The sequence below is a fragment of the Pseudomonas sp. TE3-3-F2023 genome (assembly GCF_036784815.1).
In the GTDB taxonomy this organism is placed as follows: domain Bacteria; phylum Pseudomonadota; class Gammaproteobacteria; order Pseudomonadales; family Pseudomonadaceae; genus Aquipseudomonas; species Aquipseudomonas pudica.
Window position 1 is genome coordinate 3,125,204 of record NZ_CP145113.1, and the last position, 18,852, is coordinate 3,144,055.

The window sequence follows — 18,852 nt, forward strand, 5'->3', positions numbered from 1 at the left end:
GCCGACAGACCTTAACTGACTGACACTGGCCCAACGCTTGTTGTTAACAAAAGTTTGCAAATTATTACATTTCCGCTTGATTTCATTTTGCCTTACTGCTGTAGAATTGACGGCTTTTAAAGATGGAGATCTTGTTTGCCGTTTTTTTGACGTGCGTCATGTGCGCTCAGCGACAGGCAAGTCAAAGTTACCCTTCAACCCGCCTCAATTTACTTTTGCAGAGCCAGTGTTTTGACGAACGGAACGCCGTGGTTGGCTATCTCCGGCTTAGACGCCGAAAGCAACCAGCTTCATGTACAAGGACTGTATTGGTTGGCCTGTGATAACGCAGAAGACGCCACCTTGCTATGCCGCCAAGTGGTCGAGGGGCTGCCGGAGCACGCGCGCGCAGCCCTGATCGCCGATGCGCAAGCGATCGGTGATGTGCTGGGTGCGCTCGATGCCGCGCAGGGCCCCGGCGAACTGGCGCTGTACGAAGCCAACCCGCAAGCCGCCCGGCACCTGGTCGATGACCTGCCGCGTATCGACGCCGCCGGGCGGGTGCTGGTGCTGCTGGCGCCTGCCGAGGTCTGGGGTGCTGGCAACGTCGAAGGCTGGTGCAACGCGCTGCGCCCGGTCCTGTTGGCCGAGGCATCGCTATTGCTGGTCATCAGCAGCGGCCAGAGTGCCGGGCTGGTAGAACGCCTGCGTGCGTTCAACCAGGGCGTCGATGGCCTGGCCCAGGTGTATCGCGGCAAAGGCGGGGTGCGCTACCTGCAGCATTTCTGGAGCAACCCGCTCGGCAAAACCGGTACGCGCGACGTGGAACTGGCGCGGCTTGAAACAGGCTTCGCCGCCGCCGGGGCGCCGCAGGCCCCCAGCGACACCGGTGGCGACGAGCTGTTGTACCTGGCACAGCGTCCGGTACTGGAAGGTGCGCCAGCCTTCTCCGAGCACTGGCAGGTCTGCGAGAGCCTCGAGGAACTGGGGGCCAAAGCTGGCAGGGCGGTTTCCGCCACGGTCATCTTCGCCATGGACGGCGGGCAGCGCCTGGATAGCCTGGCGCGCCAGTTGCACCACTTGCGCCAATTGCGTGGCAATGCCCTGAAGCTGGTGGTGCGCGAGATGGCACCGACCCTGCGCTACCAGGATGAACAACTGCTGCTGGCCTGCGGGGCCAGCCAGATCGTGCCGTTCGGTGCCAGCCTGTCGCGCTTCCTGACCATGGTCGAGAGCATCCAGGGTTACCTCTGGCGCCGGCGCCTGCCAAGCGATTTCGATGCCTTGCTCGCACGCCTGCGGCCGCTGGCCATTTGTGGTCTGGTGGCGCCGCGCGCGTTCGCCGAAGCCGTGCAGACCATGTGGCACGGGGTGCGCAACGGCGAAATCGCCCACCAGTTGCTGGTATTGCGCCCGGCCCCTGGCCTGACCCCGCTGCAAGCCTGCTCGCGCACGGTGTTCCGCCGTGACGGCGACATCGCCTGCGTGGTGGGCGATGTGCTGTTCCTGTTCCTTTTCGCCTGCCGCTCCGAAGGCGTCGAGCAAGCCCTTGACCACATCTTCCAGTTGTCGTGGAAAGAGTTGTTCATCAGCCAGGAGGTGCTTGCCGGTGTCGACAGCCTGGCCACCCCGGCCTTCCTCGACGACCGCGTGCCACAGCCAACCCGGCTTGACGCGGCGGCACAGTTGACCGCCCAGGCCAGGCCGGCCCTGGCGCCGCGCCGGGTGGCCCTGGGCAAGCGGGGTACAGCATGAACTTCGCGCAACTGCTGCAAGTGGTCGGCATTACGGCGCTGGTCACCTTGGCGCTGGCCCTGCTGCTGTTACGCCTGCGCGCCACGCTGCGCGGCTGGTTGCGCCGCCGCCTTCCACCCCGTTACCTGAAACCGCTGGGCGTACGCCACCGCGCTGCACGCCAGGAACCCCGTAATGACTAATTTATCCGCCACCCTCCCGGTACCGGCCCGCTGGCCTGGACTGGGCGGGTGGAACCTCTATTTTCTGGCCAAGTTCCTGTTGGTCGCCCTTGGCATGCTCGACTTTCAGGCGCTGCCGAACCTGTTGTTCGCCGCGTTTCTGCTGGTGCCGCTGCCAGGCAGGTGGCTGCGAATCGCGCGGCAACTGGTGGCCGTACCGGTTGGCATCGCATTGTTCTACCAGGACACCTGGCTGCCACCCTTCAGCCGCCTGCTGGCGCAGCCGGGGGTGTTCGATTTCTCGTGGGACTACTTGCTCGAACTGCTCGGCCGCTTCATCAACTGGAACCTGCTGGGCGCGCTGGCACTGTTGCTGGTGGGTTACCTGTACCTGCGCCATTGGCTGCGGCTGAGTACCCTGAGCCTGCTGGGGCTGGCGTGGCTGGCGATCGGCGGCCTGCCAGCGCTGGGGTTCCACCCGGGCCAGGCGCCTGGCACCGCGGCTGCCAGCCCCACCGAGCAGGCGCAGGCCACCGTGGTTGCCGACAATGCCACGCTCGACAGCTGGCTCGAGCGGTTCTTTGCCAGTGAGCGTGAACGGGTGACAGCATTCCCGGCCGTGAAGGCCGATGAGCAGCCGTTCGATCTGCTGGTGATCAACATCTGCTCGCTGGCCTGGGATGACCTGTCTGCCGTGGGGTTGCGTGACAACCCGTTGTTTTCGCGCCTGGACGTGATCTTCGACCAGTTCAACTCGGCCACGTCCTACAGCGGGCCGGCGGCCATCCGCGTGCTGCGTGCCAGCTGCGGGCAGTCGTCCCACTCCGGCCTGTACCAGCCTGCCCCGGAGCAGTGCCTGTTGTTCCAGAACCTGGCCAGGCTCGGCTTCCAGAGCAACACCTTGCTCAACCACAGCGGCCGCTTCGACAATTTCATCGGCGACATCACCCAGCAGCACATGCCTCAACCCGGCCTGCGCAACACCGATTTCCCGCGGGCACTGGTCGGCTTCGACGGTTCGCCGATCGCCAGCGACCTGGAGGTGCTGCGCCGCTGGTGGGGCCAGCGCAAAGGCGCGCCGGCCGAGCATGTGTCGCTGTTCTACAACAGCATCAGCTTGCATGACGGCAACCGGATCGTCACCGCCGACGGCGGTACCCGCGTGGCTGATTACGCAACGCGCGCCACCCGGCTGTTCGGTGAGCTTGGCAGTTTCCTCGATGAACTGGAGCGCAGCGGCCGCCGCGTGGTCGTGGCCATTGTCCCGGAACATGGCGCCGCGCTGCATGGCGACCGCATGCAGCTGTCGGGCATGCGTGAAATCCCCACCCCATCGATTACCCATGTGCCGGTCGGCCTGAAGTTCATCGGCATGGGCCAGCCTGCCCGCAACGAGCCGCTGCACGTCTCGGCACCCACCAGCTACCTGGCGCTGTCCGAACTGATCTCGCGCGTGTATGCGGGCCTGGGCCAGCAGCAGGTGCTGGATGTGCCCAGCCTGCTGAGCGACCTGCCGACCACCGAACAGGTCGCGGAAACCGCAGGTGCGCAGGTAATGAACTACCAGGGGCGTGCCTACATGCGCCTGCAAGGCCAGCCCGACTGGCAACCTGTTCCGAAGGAGCGCCAATGATCACTGGCAAGGCAGACCCTGCCGACCGCAGCGACGATATCGCCCAGTTGCGCCAGCATCTGGACATGCCGGACCTGAACTACCAGGACATTTCGTTGCTGGTGGGTGTCCAGCAGGCCTTGCAGCGCTGGCCGCTGCTGGGTGAAAGCTGCCGGAGCAGCGTCCAGAGCACCTTGTACACGACGGCGCCGCGGCGCCAGGTACTGTCGCCATGACCAGCCTTGCGTTGCACGGCGTTCGCGGTGGCCTGGGGCGCAGTGCCTTGCTGGCCGCGCTGGGGCATGCGTTGCAGGGCGTAGGTGAGCGGGTGCTGCTGGTCGACCTGTGCCCAAGCAACCTGCTCGGCCTGCACTTCAACCTGCCCCTCGACACGCGCGAGGGCTGGGCGCTTGCCGAGCGGGAAGGGCGGCCATACATCGATGCCATGTATGAAGTGCTCGATGGCCTGTGCCTGATGCCGTTCGGCAGTCTGCCTGCCGGCACGCGGCCGCCTTTGCCCGACGCTGAGGCCTGGCGCGCGCGCCAGGCCGAGCTGGCCGAACACTTCGACTGGTTGCTGTTCGACCTGCCGCAACTGCCGACCGATGCCGCTGGCCAAAGTGTCGAGACTGACGTGCGTGTGTTGGTGGCCGAGGCCGAAATGGCCAGCCACCTGCTGCTCGGGCGCCGGCAGGTCGAGCACTACGACCTGTTGCTGGTCAACCGCTACGACCCCGCCAGCCGCTTGCAGAGCGACCTGCTGATGGTGTGGCGCGACCTGTTCCGTGATCGCCTGCCGATCCAGGTGGTGCACCGCGACGAGGCGTTTCTCGAAGCCCTGGCGCACAAGGCACCGCTTGGCCATTACGCGCCGCAGAGCCTGGCTTGCCGGGACGTGCAGAGCCTGGCGGTGCGCTGCCTGACGAGGCGCCAGTCGTGACCCTGAACCCCCTGTCGGCCTACGCCTGGTTCCGCACACGTGGTGCGCGGCAGCCGGTCGCGTGGCTGTTTACCCTTGGCGTGTGGCTGGCCTTCCTGCTCCTGCGCCTGGAGTCGCCTGCCTGGCAAGCCCTGCTGGCCGAGCGGCAGCGGCTGTACCCGCAACTGGCGGGCAAGCGCCCCAGCCTGGGCGACCCGCTGCGCCTGCTGATTCAGAGCCTGTGGCTGCTGCTCCGGCGCCAACCGCTGCCTCGCCAACCAGGGTTTTCCCGCCGTGCCTGGGGGGCAGTGCAGGCGCAGCTGCGCGGTATGCGCCAGGTGCTGCGCCGCTACCATGGCCTGCTGATCGACCGCCTGCAGCAGCTGCCTGCGCGCTACCGCGCCAGCGCTTTCAGGCAGCGAGCCTCGGCACGCCTGCGCGGCTTGAGCGTGTTCGCCCGGTGGGTTTTCTACGGTGTGCTGACCTTGGGCGCCATCGGCCTGGCCGTGTTGTGCGTGACCGAACCGTTCGGCTACCTGGCGCAGCTGGTGTTCATCTGCCTGTTGCTGGGCATCGCCCTGCTGGTGCGGCACATGCCGGGTCGTTTCCCGACCTTGATGCTGATCGTGCTGTCGACCCTCATCTCCTGCCGCTACCTGTGGTGGCGCTATACGTCGACCTTGAACTGGAACGACACCACGGGCCTTGTGTGCGGGGTGATCCTGCTGGCGGCAGAAACCTATTCGTGGTTCGTGCTGATCCTGGGCTACATCCAGACCAGCTGGCCGTTGCAGCGCAAGCCGGCGAACCTGCCGGCTAATCCGGCGCACTGGCCGACCGTCGACCTGATGATCCCCACCTACAACGAAGACTTGTCGGTGGTACGCACCACGGTGCTCGCTGCCCTGGGCCTGGACTGGCCGCGCGAGTGCCTGCGCATCTATATCCTCGACGACGGCCGGCGTGAGGCGTTTCGTGCGTTCGCCGACGAAGTGGGGGTGGGCTACATCGTGCGGCCGGACAACAACCACGCCAAGGCCGGCAACCTCAACCATGCGCTGGGCGTGACCGACAGCGAGCTGATCGCCATTTTCGACTGCGACCACGTGCCGGTGCGTTCCTTCCTGCAAATGACAGTGGGCTGGTTCCTCAAGGACCCGAAGCTGGCGCTGGTGCAGACGCCGCACCATTTCTTCTCGCCCGACCCGTTCGAGCGCAACCTGGGCTCGTTTCGCCGGCGCCCCAATGAAGGCGAGCTGTTCTACGGCCTGATCCAGGATGGCAATGACATGTGGAACGCGGCGTTCTTCTGCGGCTCGTGTGCCGTGCTGCGCCGTACCGCGCTGGAGAGCATCGGCGGCTTCGCCGTCGAAACCGTGACCGAAGATGCCCATACCGCCTTGCGCATGCACCGCCAGGGTTGGTCATCGGCCTACCTGAGCATTCCGCAGGCGGCCGGCCTGGCCACCGAGAGCCTGTCGGCGCACATCGGCCAGCGCATTCGCTGGGCCCGGGGCATGGTGCAGATCTTCCGTACCGACAACCCGCTGTTCGGCCGTGGGCTGAGCCTGTTCCAGCGGGTGTGCTATGCCAACGCGATGCTGCACTTCCTGGCCGGCCTGCCAAGGCTGGTGTTCCTGACCGCGCCGCTGGCGTTCCTGTTGCTGCATGCCTACATCATCTACGCACCGGCGCTGATGATCCTGCTGTACGTGCTGCCGCACATGATCCACGCCAGCCTGACCAACTCGCGCATGCAGGGCAAGTACCGGCAGACCTTCTGGGGCGAGGTCTACGAGACCGTGCTGGCCTGGTACATCGCCCGCCCGACCACGGTCGCGCTGTTCGCGCCGAAGAAGGGCAAGTTCAACGTCACCGCCAAGGGCGGCCTGATGGAGCAGGAGCAGTTCGACTGGCGCATCGCCCAACCCTACCTGTGGCTGGCGGCGCTCAACGTGGCGGGCCTGGGTTTCGCCGTGTGGCGCCTGTTCACCGGCCCGGCGGCGGAGATCGGCACGGTGATCGTCAGCTCGCTATGGGTGATCTACAACCTGCTGATCATCGGCGCCGCCGTCGCCGTGGCTGCCGAAGTGCGCCAGGTGCGCCGCGCCCACCGGGTGCAGATGCGCTTGCCGGCCGGGCTGGTGCTGGCCAGCGGTCACGCCTACCCCTGTACCTTGGTCGACTACTCCGACGGTGGTGTCGGCCTGCAGCTGCACCGGGGCCTTGAGTTGCAAGCGGGGGAGCGGGTACGCCTGCTGCTCAACCGCGGCCAGCGCGAGTTCGCCTTCCAGGCCTGTGTCACCCGTACCGTCGGGCAACACGTTGGCCTGGTGTTTCACGACCTCGGCCAGCAACAGCGTATCGACCTGGTCCACTGCACCTTCGCCCGCGCCGATGCCTGGCTGGGCTGGAGCGAGCAGCACGAAGTCGACCGCCCGCTGCGCAGCCTGGTCGACGTGCTGAAGCTGGGCGGTGTCGGTTACCTGCGGCTGGTCGAGCACTTGCCGCCATGGGTGCGGGCATGGCTGCGCCCACTGCACGCGCTGACGAACTGGCTGGCCAGCTACAGGCCGCGCACACCGCGGCCTGTCCCTTCCTTGAACCCTGTTGATCGAGACGCATGATGACTGGTTATCCCGCGCGTACCTGGGGCCTGGCGATGGCGCTGCTTGCTGCCTTGTCGCAGAGCGCCGCTGCCGCCTCTGTAGCCCCGCTTGCCGAGCCAGCCGTACCCACGGTACCGAACTGGCCGGTTGCGAAAACCTTCGAGCAGCTCGGGCATGCGTCCGACAGCCTGTTGCTGGGGGTGCGCAACAGCGAGCATATCGAATTCGGCCTGCGGCGCGACCGCCTGGCCACCGACGCCAGCCTGCAGCTGGACTACACGCCATCGCCCGCGCTGTTGCCGAACCTGTCGCACCTGCGCGTGTACCTCAACGACGAACTGATGGGCGTGGTGCCGGTGGAAAAGGACCAGCTTGGCCAGCGCGTGCGCCGGCAACTGCCACTGGACCCGAAGCTGCTCAGCGATTTCAACCGGGTACGCCTGGAGTTCGTCGGGCATTACACCGACATCTGCGAAGACCCTGCGCACAGCGGCCTCTGGCTGAACCTGAACCGCAAGAGCCAGGTACAGCTGCACGAACAGGCCCTGGCCCTGGACAACGACCTGGCGTACTTCCCGCTGCCGTTCTTCGATGTGCGCGACACTGGCAAGGTAACCCTGCCGGTGGTGTTCAGCGGCGTGCCGAGCCTGGGCGAGCAGCGTGCGGCGGCGATCCTGGCGTCCTACTTCGGCAGCCAGGCCGGGTGGCGCAAGGCGACCTTCCCGGTGCTGTACGACAGCCTGCCGGCCCGTGGCGACAGACCCACGCCGAGCATCGTGTTTGCCAGCAACGACCGTCGCCCGGCCTTCCTCGCCGACTTGCAGCAGTTCCCGCCGGTGGACGGCCCGGTACTGCAGATGATCGACCACCCGGACGATCGCTTCAGCAAGGTGCTGCTGGTGCTGGGCCGCAACGACGATGACCTGGTCAAGGCCGCTTCGGCGCTGGCGGTTGGCAACAACCTGTTCCGCGGTGCCCGGGTGAAGGTCGAGCAGATGACGGCACTGCAGCCGCGCCAGCCCTATGATGCACCGAACTGGACACGCACCGACCGCCCGGTACGCTTCGCCGAGCTGCTCGATTACCCCGAGCAGTTGCAGGTCAGCGGCCTGCAACCGCGGCCGGTGACGCTGGAGCTGAACCTGCCGCCGGACCTGTTCGTGTGGCGCAACCAGGGCATTCCGCTGCGTACGCTGTACCGCTACACGGCCCCGGCAGTGAGCGACGAATCGCGCCTGAGCATCAGTGTCAATGACCAGTACATCACCAGCATGCCGCTGGTGGGCAATGACCGGCGCGGCGGTACGCTCGAGGAAATGCGCCTGGCGGTGCTACCGGGTGACAACAGCGCATTGACCGAAAAGTCGCTGGTACCGGCGTTGAAGATCGGCGACCGCAACCGCCTGCGCTTCGATTTCAGCTTTGCCAGCACCCTGGGCAGCGCCCAGCGCGACCGCTGCCAGACCTCGTTGCCAGTGGATGTGCGCGCGGCGATCGACGACAACTCGACCATCGACCTGTCCGGTTACCACCACTACATCGCCATGCCCGACCTGCGCGCATTCGCCCGCAGCGGTTTCCCGTTCAGCCGCATGGCCGACCTTTCCGAAACGCTGGTCGTCATGCCGGCCAAGCCCACGGCGATGCAGGTGGGCACCTTGCTCGATGCGGTCGGCGGGCTGGCCGGGCAGATCGGCTACCCGGCGCTTGGCCTGCGGCTGGTCGATGACTGGGCGCAGGCCGCAGCGGCCGATGCCGACTTGCTGCTGCTCGGCAGCCTGCCCGAGGCCCTGGGGGATGCGCCAAATCTTGGTCTGCTGCTCAGCGCCCAGCGGGACTGGCTGCTCCAGGGCCGCAGTACCGGGCTGCCGGGCAGCCAGCGCTTCGATACCGCAGCGGTCGCAGCGAGCAGCCGTGTGGCCGTCAGCGCGCAGGCGCCGATTGCCGCCATCACCGGGCTGAAGTCACCATTCCACGAGCAGCGCAGTGTGGTCGCCCTGCTGGCCAACAGCGATAGCGACCAAGCGTTGCTGCGCGACGTGCTCGGAGATGTGGGCAAGCTCGATGCGGTGGCCGGTTCGGTGACGCTGGTGCGCAGCAGTGGCGTCACCAGCCAGTTCGTCGGCGAGCACTACTTCGTAGGCGCGCTGCCGTGGTGGCTGCTGCTGTGGTTCCACCTGTCCGAGCACCCGGTGCTGCTGGCGGCGATCGCGGCCATTTGCGTGGTGCTGTTCGCCTTCCTGTTGTGGCGGGCACTGCGCTGGGCAGGCAAGCGCCGCCTGGGTGAGGCGGAGTGATGATGCGTCAGTTGCTGGTAGGGCTGGTCGCCTTGGGCCTGCCCGTTGTCACGAGTGCCGCACCGGCTTGCCCATGGCCGGCCTGGGACCGCTTCAAGGCCGAGCTGGTGAGTGTCGACGGTCGGGTCATCGACCCGAGCGACGAGCGCCTGATCACCACCTCGGAAGGGCAGAGCTATGCGCTGTTCTTTGCCCTGGTGGGCAATGACCGGCAAGCCTTCGCGCAGTTGCTGCGCTGGACCGGCAACAACCTGGCGGAGGGCGACCTGGCCCGGCATCTGCCCGCCTGGCTGTGGGGCCGCAACGGCCAGCAGCAGTGGCAGGTGCTGGATGCCAACAACGCCAGCGATGCCGACCTGTGGATTGCCTACAGCCTGCTTGAAGCCGGGCGCCTGTGGGACGAGCCGGCCTACACGCAACTGGGTCAGCGCCTGCTGTGGCGTATCGCCGCGCAGACCGTGCGCAAGCTGCCGGGCCTGGGGGTGATGCTGCTGCCGGGGGACTACGGCTTCGAGGATGCCCGCGGTGCCCGCTTGAATCCCAGCTATTTGCCGCTGCAGTTGTTCGATCGCTTCAGCCTGGTCGACCCGTTGTGGGGCGAGCTGGCGGCCAACACGCGGCGTCTGTGGCTGGCTTCGTCGCCAAAGGGCTTTGCCCCGGACTGGCTGCTGTGGACGCCCGCCGGTGAACTGGCTGCGGACCCGCAACATGGCAGTGAAGGTGACTACGACGCCATCCGCGTCTACCTATGGGTCGGCATGCTGGCCAAGGACGCGGCGCAGCGCGCCGAACTGGTGGCCCATTATGCCCCGATGGCGGCATTGACCACGCGCCAGGGGCTGCCGCCAGAGCATGTGGATGCGCACAGCGGTGTTGCCAGTGGCCATGGCCCGGCAGGTTTCTCCGCGGCGCTGCTGCCGTTGCTGGCAGCAGCGCCGGAGCACGTCGCGGGCCTGGCGGCCCAGCGTCAGCGCCTGCGCGATCAGCCAGTCGAAGCCAAGGCCTATTACAGCCAGGTGCTGGCGCTGTTTGGCCAAGGCTGGGACCAAGGCCGTTACCGTTTCGACTCGCGTGGCCGCCTGTTGCCGGCCTGGAGCGCGCCATGCAGCGAATGATCGGTGTGCTGATGCTGGCGGCAGTGACCTGCCAGGCCACCGCGCAACCCAAGGATGCCGATGAACAGCGCCAATGGCTGCTGGACCAGGTGCGTCGTGGCGAGGCGCTGCATCGTGATGACCTGGTGCGCGATGCACTGGGGCGGTTGCAATTGCTCGAGCCGCGCAACCCGGATGTGTTGCTGGCGGCCCTGAGCCTGGCATTGCGCGAAAAGAACAGTACCGATGCCGAGCAGTTGAGCGACCGGATCAGCGCTATCGCGCCTGGCAGTCTGCAGGCTCGCCAGGCCAGGCGCCTGCTCGAGCTGCAGCAGCCTGAGCGCGTGCGGCAATTGCAGCAGGCTCGCCTGCTGGCGGTCACCGGGCGCAATGAAGAGGCGCTGGCGGCCTATGAACAGTTGTTCGCTGGTGAACCGCCAAGCCTGGAATTGGCCCTGGACTACTGGCGCGTGCGCGGCAACCTCCCGGGCCAGCGCCCCGAGGCGATCAGGCAGTTGCAGCAGCTGGACCGGCAGTACCCCGGCAGTGCCGGGTTGCGCCAGACCCTCGCCGGCTGGCTGTTCGCCGAAAATCGCGACCGTGAAGCCTTGGCCTTGCTCGACCAGCTGTCGCGCGACCCCGGCGCACGGGATGCCGCTGCCCAGCGTGAGTTCGATTACCTGTCCGGGCAAGCGGTGAGCGCCGCCAGCGCGGCGGCCTGGCAAGCGTTTCTCCAGCGTTACCCGGCCTCACCGTTGCAGGCGCAGGCCAGCGAGACTCTGCAACAGCAGCGCAAACTGCTGGCCGACCCGTCCTGGCAGGCTGGCCGACGGGGCTTGGCATTGCTCGACAAGGGCCGCAACGCTGAAGCCGAAGCACAACTGCGTCGGGCGCTGCGCCAGTATCCGGATGATGCCAGCCTGCAGGGGGCACTGGGCTATGCGTTGATGCGCCAGAGCCGCTACGAAGACGCCAATGCGGCGTTCCGGGCGGCAAGTGCCAAGGAACAGGACACTTACTGGATCAGCCAGTGGAAGGACCTGGAGTCGTCCAGCCAGTATTGGGCCCTGCTCGGCAAAGGGGAGCGGGCACTGCAGGCGAAAGACCTGCGCGCGGCCCGCGCCTTCTACCAGCAGGCTCGCCAGCAGCGCCCGAAAGAGGAATACGCCCTGCTGGGCCTGGCGGATGTCTCGCTGGCCGAGGGCGATACCGCTGCCGCCGAGCGGCAATTCCTGCAGGTTCGGCGCATGGCACCGGATAACGAAAGTGCCGTGCGCGGCCTGGTGCGTGTGTACCAGGCGCAATCGCCCGACAAGGCGCGGGCGTACCTCGACAGCCTGCCGCTTCGGCAGCAGGCACAGTTCGCCAGCCTGCGCCGCAGCCTGGAACTCGCACGCCTGCGCCAACAAGGTGACCAGGCCATGCAGCGTGAGGACTGGGCGGCGGCCAGCCAGGTGCTGGGCCAGGCCACGGCCTTGGCACCCGATGAGCCATGGCTGGTCTATCAGCTGGCCAACAGCTTGCGTCACCTGGGGCGCACCGCCGAAGCCGATGCGGCATTCGCCAGGATCGTACAGCACCAGCCGGGCGATCCATCTACCCGTTATGCCCATGGCCTGTTCCTGGAGTCCAGTGACCGCGATGCGCTGGCTTTGGACAGCCTGGGCGCGGTGCCGCAGGGGGCCTGGAACGCTGACATGCATGCGCTGGAGCAGCGTATCCGCCGCCGCATGACCCTGGCTTCGGCACAGCAGCTGCAGGCACAAGGCCGTACGGCTGAAGCGACCCGCCTGCTCGAGGCCGGCCTGGCGCGTGGCGAAGGCAGCACCGATGACCTGATGCTGCTGGCTGACTGGGCGGCGGCCAATGGTGAGCCTGGCAAGGCGCGCGGTTATTACCAGCGCGTGCTCGCCGTGCAGCCTGGGCAACCCCAGGCGCGCCTGGGCGTGATCGAAAGCGCGGTGGCCGAAGGCAACCTGGCACAGGCCCGGCACATGCTGGCTGTGCAGGTGCCGCAACTGGCTGCCGATGACAGCAACGCCCAGCGGCGCCTGGCAGCTGTCTGGGTGGCCTTGGGCGAACACGACCAGGCGGCAAGAATGCTCGACCAGATCGCAGCGCAGCAGGCTCGCCCCGATCCCTTGTTGCGGCGCGACGCTGCCCGCCTGGTGGCGCAGGATGACCCGCAACGGGCGCTGGACCTTTACGCTGCAGCGATGGCCGATGCGCAGTTGCTCCAGCGTACTGCCGTGTCGCCACGAGACGACCGTGCACTGACGCTGGCCAGCCGGGAGCAGGATGACGACGACTGGCTGGCACGCAGCCTGCGCAGCGACGTCGATGCGCTGTATCGCCAGCGCAATACCCATGTGACGCTGATGCACGACTACGGTTGGCGCGAGGACGACGGTACGCCGGGCACGTCCGAATTGAGTACCCAGTCGACGTTGCTGCACGTCGATACCCCTTGGCAGGACGGCACCGCCTTTGCGCGGGTGGAGCGCATCGGCATGGATGCGGGCTCGTTCGAGCAGAACGACCAAAGGGGTTATACCCCGGATTTCGGTAGCTGCCAGTTTGTTGGCCGCACCGCCGACGGGAAGTCGCTCCCCGCCTGCGATGGTGGTTCGCAGACGGCGGACGGCAGCGTGCTGGCGCTGGGTTGGCAGGGCAGCCGCTGGGCCTTTGATCTGGGAACCACTCAGGGTTACGCCATCAACAACTGGTTGGGTGGCGCGACGGTCAATGGCGACCTCGGTCAGGTCGGCTGGTCGCTGACCGCTTCGCGGCGGCCGATGAGCAACTCGCTCTTGTCCTTTGCCGGGGCACGTGACCCGCGTACGGGCGTGCGCTGGGGCGGGGTCACGGCCAATGGCGCCACGCTCGGCCTGAGCTGGGACCAGGGCGGTGACAATGGCGTCTGGGCCAGCCTCGGGCACCACTGGCTGTATGGCGAGAACGTCGCCGACAACCAGCGCACCCGAGCCATGGCCGGCTGGTACCACCGCGTGGTGGAAAAAGCCGATGAGCGTGTGCGCGTGGGCCTTACGCTGATGCACTGGCGTCACGACAAGGACCTGGGCGGCTACAGCCTGGGGCAGGGCGGCTATTACAGCCCGCAGCGCTACACATCGGTTGGCGTGCCGGTCAGCTATGCCTGGCGCAACTACGACTGGTCGGTGTTGCTGGAAGGCTCTGTCAGCTGGTCCCAGGCCCACAGCGGCCGTAGCCGCCTGTACCCGGATGCGCACGTCAACCGCAAGGTGCTGGCCCAGTATGACGTTGGCTCCAATATCGATGCCATGAACGACGCCAGCGACAGCAGCGGCCTGGGCTACCGCCTGCGCGGGCTGTTCGAACGGCGCCTGAGCGACCATTGGGTGTTGGGCGCCGGCTTCGACTGGCAGCACAGTGATGACTATGCGCCTAGCCATGGCATGCTCTACCTGCGCTACCTGTTCGAGCCGTGGCGGGGCAACCTGGCGCTGCCGGTGACACCGCTGGAGCCCTATAGCGAGTGGCGTTGATTTCGAATGCAGGCGCTGTGTGTGGGTTTGCCCGTGAAGGCCCAGGCCTGCAGGGCGGTCAGCGCCGTGCCGACAATTGCTGCGGCGCCAGGAATGCACCATGGAAGTAATTGCGCACAGCCTGCATTGCCGGGCTGAACGCTCGTTCCCGGTGCCAGGCCAACCCAACGCTCATCGGTGTCACCGGGTCGCTGATGGTCACTGTCTCGATACGCTTGCCCTCCAGCGACCAGGGCCGGTGCACCAGGTCCGACAGGATCGCCACACCGCTGCCATTGGCGACCATGCTGCGCACGGCCTCCACCGAACTGGTCCGCACCCGTACTTGCGGCCGCTGACCGGCCTGTTCCCAATAGCGCATGGCGCTTTGCTCGGCCTCATCCACGGTCAGCAGGATGAACGGCTCGCAGGCCACGTCGGCCAGGCTTACCGCCGAGCGCTCGCAGAGCGGATGATGGCCAGGCAGCCACAGTCGGCGTTCGGAGTTGAACAGGGTTTCCGAGACGATGTCCGGGTGGGTGAGGTTGGCGGTGAGCACCACTGCCATGTCGAAACGCCCCTCCAGCAACCCTTGCTCGATGGCGCTGCGCTCCTGCTCGTACAGCTCCAGGGTCACGTCCGGGTGCCAGTGTTCCAGCCGTTGCAGGTGATGCGGCAGGAAGTAGCCGATCACCGTATAACTGGCCGCCAGGCGCAGCAGGCCACTGGCGCGAACATCCGGCAGCGGGCTGTTCAGCGCATCGTCCACGCTGCGCAGAATCACGTAGGCGCGGTTCAGGAAGTGGCGGCCGGCCTCGGTCAGGCTCATGCCCTGGGCCGAGCGCTGGAACAGCAGCACACCGAGCATCGCCTCCAGCTCCTTGATCGCCGTGGTGACCGCAGACTGCGAAATGTTCAGGTGGATTGCCGCCTGGGAAATCTGGCCGATCTCGGCGGTGGCGACGAAGTAGCGGACCTGGCGCAGGGTCAGTGACACGGTAGGCTCCTGGTGTATCTGATTTTCAGAAGACACCCTATCTGTTTATAGATCTTCCCAAGGGGGTGCGGAGAATCTAACGTGGCTTGCATGCGGTCACAAGCGCCAGGAGAGACAATCATGCAGGTGGTGGATTTCAACTCGGACATGGGTGAGGGCTTTGGCCCGTGGACCATTGGCGATGGCGTCGACAACGAGCTGATGGGCTACATCAGCACGGCCAACATCGCCACCGGCTTCCATGCCGGTGACCCCGGCACCATGCGCCGTACCGTCGAACGGGCCAAGGCCCTGGGCGTCGCAGTGGGGGCGCACCCTGGGTTCCGCGACCTGGTCGGCTTCGGTCGCCGGCACATCAATGCCCCGGCCCAGGAACTGGTCGACGACATGCTCTACCAGCTCGGTGCCCTGCGGGAAATTGCCCGCGCCCAAGGTGTGCACCTGCAGCACATCAAGCCGCACGGTGCGCTGTACATGCATCTGGCACGTGACGAGGAAGCTGCACGGCTGCTGGTGGAAAACCTGCGGGTGATCGAGCCGGAGCTGCTGCTGTACTGCATGCCCGGTTCGGTGATCTGCCGGATTGCCCAGGAACTTGGCCAGCCGGTAATTCGAGAGTTCTACGCCGACCGCGAGTACGACCTGAGCGGGTCGATCGTGTTCACCCGCAACGTGCGGGGCCATGAGCCCGGGGCGGTCGCCGATCGGGTGTTGCGGGCTTGTCAGCAAGGCGTGGTGCGCACGGTCGAGGGGCAGGACCTGGCCATCGAATTCGATTCCATCTGCCTGCACAGCGATACCCCGGGGGCGCTCGACCTGGTCGAGGCCACGCGCCAGGCGCTGGACGCTGCCGGTATCGTGGTGCGTGCGCCACGCTGAATCCGTGGGGCATCCGGCAGGTATACGCCGGAGCCCGTGCAATTTGCTTTCGCCTGCCTTTCTATAAAGATTCCAAGAAAAGGAACAGTCATGGCCGAACCGCTCGCTACAACCCCTATCCGCTATAGCTTTGGCGCCGACGAGCACCTGTTTGCCGAAGTCAGCGAGAGCATGTCGCTGCAGGCCTTTTTCAAGGGCATGGCCGTCACCCGCGCGGTGGAGCGGCTGGCCCTGGACGGGGTGCTGGATGTGTGCCTGGCCAACGCCTCGTTCCAGATCCGCTTCGACCCGGACCGTATCGCGCCGCAGGCGCTGCTGGAGGCGGTGCGCGGTGCCGAAGCGCAGGCGGTGGCCGAGCGCTCGTTGCAGACGCGGATCATCGAGATTCCAGTGCTGTACAACGACCCCTGGACCCATGAAACGCTGATGCGTTTTCGTGACCGCCATCAGGACCCGGGCAGCACCGACCTGGAGTACGCCGCGCGGATCAACGGCCTGACCGATGTCGAGGCGTTCATTGCCGCGCACAGCGGCGCGCCGTGGTTCGTGTCGATGGTCGGGTTCGTTGCCGGCCTGCCGTTCATGTTCCAGATGGTCGAGCGCGAGCGGCAACTGCAGGTGCCCAAGTACCTGCGCCCACGTACGGACACCCCCAAGCTCACCCTTGGCCATGGTGGCTGTTTCGGTTGCATCTATTCGGTGCGCGGGGCAGGCGGCTACCAGATGTTCGGCGTCACCCCGGCACCGATCTACGACCCGCAGCAGACACTGAACTACCTGAAGGAGCACATGGTGTTCTTCCGCCCGGGAGACATCGTGCAGTTCAAGCCAATCGACCGCCGCACCTACGACCAGGCGGTGGCGGATGTCGAGGAAGGCCGCTTCGACCTGCGCATTCGCCCGGTGGAATTCTCCCTGGATGCGTTCCTCGCCGACCCGGTCGGCTATCCACGGACCCTGCAGGAGGTGCTGGCATGATCAAGGTACTCAAACCCGGCCTGGCTACTTCGGTGCAGGACCTGGGCCGTGAAGGCTACTACCACCTGGGCATCCCGCCGTCCGGCGCCCTCGACCAGTACGCCCTGAGGGCGGCCAACCACCTGGTGGGCAACCCGGCCGGCGCCGCCGGCCTCGAATGTGCCCTGGTGGGGCCGGAGCTGGAGTTCCAGCAGGATACGCTGGTGGCGGTTTGCGGTGCGCAGATGCCGGCCTTGCTCGATGGCCGTGAGCAACGCCCGGATACGGCGTTTGCCGTACGTGCCGGGCAGGTGTTGCGTTTCGGCTTCCCTACCGCAGGTGCCCGGGCCTACCTGGCGGTGGCCGGCGGTATCGATGTACCCGAGGTGCTCGGCAGCCGTTCCACCTATGCGTTGGGTGCATTGGGTGGCTTGCATGGGCGCAAGCTGATGGCGGGTGACCTGTTGCCGGTCGGCGTACCCAGCGGCAAGACCCGTGCCGGCGCGAGCCTGCCCATGGCCCTGCGCCAGGCCTTGGGCGGCGAGGTGGTGCTACGGGTGGTGCCGGGGCTGTATTTTCACCGCCTGACCAAGGCTGCCGCGCAAAGCTTTTTCACCGAAGCCTGGACGGTAGGCTCCGAGGCCGACCGTATCGGCTATCGCTACAAGGGCGGCAGTGCCCTGAGCTTCCAGCCACGTGAGCAGCCGTTCGGGGCCGGCTCGGACCCGTCGAACATCGTCGACAGCTGCTACCCGATCGGTTCGATCCAGGTACCCGCGGGGTTGGAGCCGATCATCCTGCACCGTGACGCGGTGTCGGGTGGCGGCTACGCCATGATCGGCACGGTAATCAGTGCCGACCTGGACCTGATCGGGCAGATGCAGCCCAACCAGCAGGCGCGGTTCCTGGAAGTCAGTCTGGAGGACGCACTGGAAGCCCGGCGCTCCTACAAGAAGAAGCTGGGCTTTCTGGCCAGGTTGTTTGGCTGATTGATCTTTTGCAGCGCTGCGCCACCCACGCAAAGGCTGGCGCGGTCGTTGCGCCGGCGGCCTTGTATCGCGAAAGGGCCCCAGATACCGGCATCACAGCGTTCAGACAAGCCAAAAGGAGACAATTCCTACAGCGTTTTGGGACGCCCCACGCTCCTCGAAGAATTGATTCCCCGATAGTGTTCATGTCTTCAGCCTACTGGAAGACAAGGACCTCTTCATGCCCGGCCCATCTGCTGTTCATCCTGGAAAATTCCAGGCCGCCAACGCTGCCCATGACGTAACCGAAAGCAGCCTGCATGCCATGCTCGATGTCCCGGCGGGCTCCGATTCACTCTATCTGCCCGGTCAAGGCAGGCGCGCAGATCACGAGGGTTATCCGGCCGACCCGGGCTTCCAGCTACGCGGCGGCTTCGCCAACCTGATGCTCGACGCGGCCAACCCGCTGTTCGGCCTGGTCATTCGACTGCGTACGCTGGATGACCTGCCCAACATCGAACAGGTGCACAAGGCCCTGCAGACCCAGGTCAGCGCCATCCGCGAGGAAATACAGCAGCACGGTTATTCCGCCGTGCACCTGGAAGTCTATTCCTATGCCTTGTGCCTTTATCTGGACGAGGCCGTGATGAGCCGCCCCTGGGGGAACAATTCGTGCTGGAGCCACGAACCGCTGCTCAGCATCTTCCACGACGAAACCCAGGGCGGCGAGAAGATCTTCGTGTTGCTGGAGCGGTTGATGCAGTCGCCCGAGGAGTTCCAGGATGTGCTGGAGTTCCTGTACTTCTGCTTCTGTCTGGGCCTGAAGGGCAAGTACGCCCTGGACCCGAAGTGCGATGAAATCATCAATGCCCTGATTTCGCGCATGCACAAGGTCATTCGTGAACTGCGCGGCCCCACGCCGGAATTCCCGGGCGATCCCTATACCAACGTGGTCCACCGTCCCTACCGCATGCGGCGCCGGGAATGGCCCTGGTGGAGCCCGTTGGTGATCTCCGCCATCGCCATGGTCTGCGCCTACTGCTTCTACAGCTACCGCCTGAACTTGATCACCGCCGAGGTGCTGGAATCGCTCAACGGCATCTTGCAGCAGTAGCGGGA

The 18,852-nt window shown here is 66.1% G+C and carries 14 protein-coding genes; 13 read left to right on the plus strand and 1 reads right to left on the minus strand.

Annotated features, from left to right (window positions below; all coding sequences use genetic code 11):
• Positions 1 to 252 precede the first annotated feature (252 nt).
• From V3314_RS14160 to bcsC, 9 genes are read left to right on the plus strand one after another with little or no spacing between them, the layout of a single operon-like run.
• Entirely contained in the window at positions 253 to 1,734 is a 1,482-nt protein-coding gene (locus V3314_RS14160) for a BcsE family c-di-GMP-binding protein (protein WP_338459141.1), read from the plus strand.
• Positions 1,731 to 1,916: a cellulose biosynthesis protein BcsF gene (gene bcsF / locus V3314_RS14165; protein WP_085601381.1), complete on the plus strand. Its 186-nt coding sequence runs from the start codon at positions 1,731 to 1,733 to the stop codon at positions 1,914 to 1,916. The genes V3314_RS14160 and bcsF overlap by 4 nt, the downstream gene beginning before the upstream one ends.
• The gene (bcsG, locus tag V3314_RS14170; protein WP_153670587.1) at positions 1,909 to 3,528 is read left to right on the plus strand and encodes a cellulose biosynthesis protein BcsG; all 1,620 of its coding nucleotides are present in this window, start codon (positions 1,909 to 1,911) and stop codon (positions 3,526 to 3,528) included. Before bcsF ends, bcsG begins: the two co-directional genes overlap by 8 nt.
• A complete protein-coding gene (gene bcsR / locus V3314_RS14175) occupies positions 3,525 to 3,743 on the plus strand; it encodes a cellulose biosynthesis protein BcsR (protein ID WP_338459142.1) in 219 nt (72 codons plus the stop codon). The genes bcsG and bcsR overlap by 4 nt, the downstream gene beginning before the upstream one ends.
• Positions 3,740 to 4,447 carry a cellulose biosynthesis protein BcsQ gene (bcsQ, locus tag V3314_RS14180; RefSeq protein WP_085601383.1) on the plus strand — a complete coding sequence of 236 codons (708 nt, stop codon included), beginning with the start codon at positions 3,740 to 3,742 and terminating at the stop codon, positions 4,445 to 4,447. Before bcsR ends, bcsQ begins: the two co-directional genes overlap by 4 nt.
• Complete coding sequence (gene bcsA / locus V3314_RS14185; protein WP_338459143.1) at positions 4,444 to 7,053, plus strand: UDP-forming cellulose synthase catalytic subunit; 2,610 nt, start codon at positions 4,444 to 4,446, stop codon at positions 7,051 to 7,053. Before bcsQ ends, bcsA begins: the two co-directional genes overlap by 4 nt.
• Complete coding sequence (bcsB, locus tag V3314_RS14190) at positions 7,050 to 9,332, plus strand: cellulose biosynthesis cyclic di-GMP-binding regulatory protein BcsB (protein WP_338459144.1); 2,283 nt, start codon at positions 7,050 to 7,052, stop codon at positions 9,330 to 9,332. Before bcsA ends, bcsB begins: the two co-directional genes overlap by 4 nt.
• Positions 9,332 to 10,447, plus strand: coding sequence for a cellulose synthase complex periplasmic endoglucanase BcsZ (bcsZ, locus tag V3314_RS14195; RefSeq protein WP_338459145.1), 1,116 nt, complete (start codon positions 9,332 to 9,334; stop codon positions 10,445 to 10,447). The genes bcsB and bcsZ overlap by 1 nt, the downstream gene beginning before the upstream one ends.
• Positions 10,435 to 13,953: a cellulose synthase complex outer membrane protein BcsC gene (bcsC, locus tag V3314_RS14200; RefSeq protein ID WP_196188202.1), complete on the plus strand. Its 3,519-nt coding sequence runs from the start codon at positions 10,435 to 10,437 to the stop codon at positions 13,951 to 13,953. The genes bcsZ and bcsC overlap by 13 nt, the downstream gene beginning before the upstream one ends.
• A gap of 58 nt (positions 13,954 to 14,011) precedes the next feature.
• Here the strand turns inward: bcsC and V3314_RS14205 are convergent, their stop codons facing one another.
• On the minus strand, positions 14,012 to 14,929 hold the full coding sequence (locus V3314_RS14205; RefSeq protein ID WP_046613933.1) for a LysR family transcriptional regulator: 918 nt from the start codon (positions 14,927 to 14,929) through the stop codon (positions 14,012 to 14,014).
• Between the two features lie 120 nt (positions 14,930 to 15,049).
• Here V3314_RS14205 and V3314_RS14210 point away from each other — a divergent pair, with 120 nt between their 5' ends.
• The 4 genes from V3314_RS14210 to icmH all read left to right on the plus strand — a co-directional run bounded on the left by V3314_RS14210 (position 15,050) and on the right by icmH (position 18,847).
• The gene (locus V3314_RS14210; protein ID WP_046613932.1) at positions 15,050 to 15,808 is read left to right on the plus strand and encodes a 5-oxoprolinase subunit PxpA; all 759 of its coding nucleotides are present in this window, start codon (positions 15,050 to 15,052) and stop codon (positions 15,806 to 15,808) included.
• Between the two features lie 90 nt (positions 15,809 to 15,898).
• Entirely contained in the window at positions 15,899 to 16,786 is an 888-nt protein-coding gene (locus V3314_RS14215; RefSeq protein WP_135002071.1) for an allophanate hydrolase subunit 1, read from the plus strand.
• Entirely contained in the window at positions 16,783 to 17,754 is a 972-nt protein-coding gene (locus V3314_RS14220) for a biotin-dependent carboxyltransferase family protein (RefSeq protein ID WP_046613930.1), read from the plus strand. The genes V3314_RS14215 and V3314_RS14220 overlap by 4 nt, the downstream gene beginning before the upstream one ends.
• A gap of 220 nt (positions 17,755 to 17,974) precedes the next feature.
• Entirely contained in the window at positions 17,975 to 18,847 is an 873-nt protein-coding gene (gene icmH / locus V3314_RS14225; RefSeq protein WP_196173385.1) for a type IVB secretion system protein IcmH/DotU, read from the plus strand.
• The last annotated feature ends 5 nt before the right edge of the window (positions 18,848 to 18,852 follow it).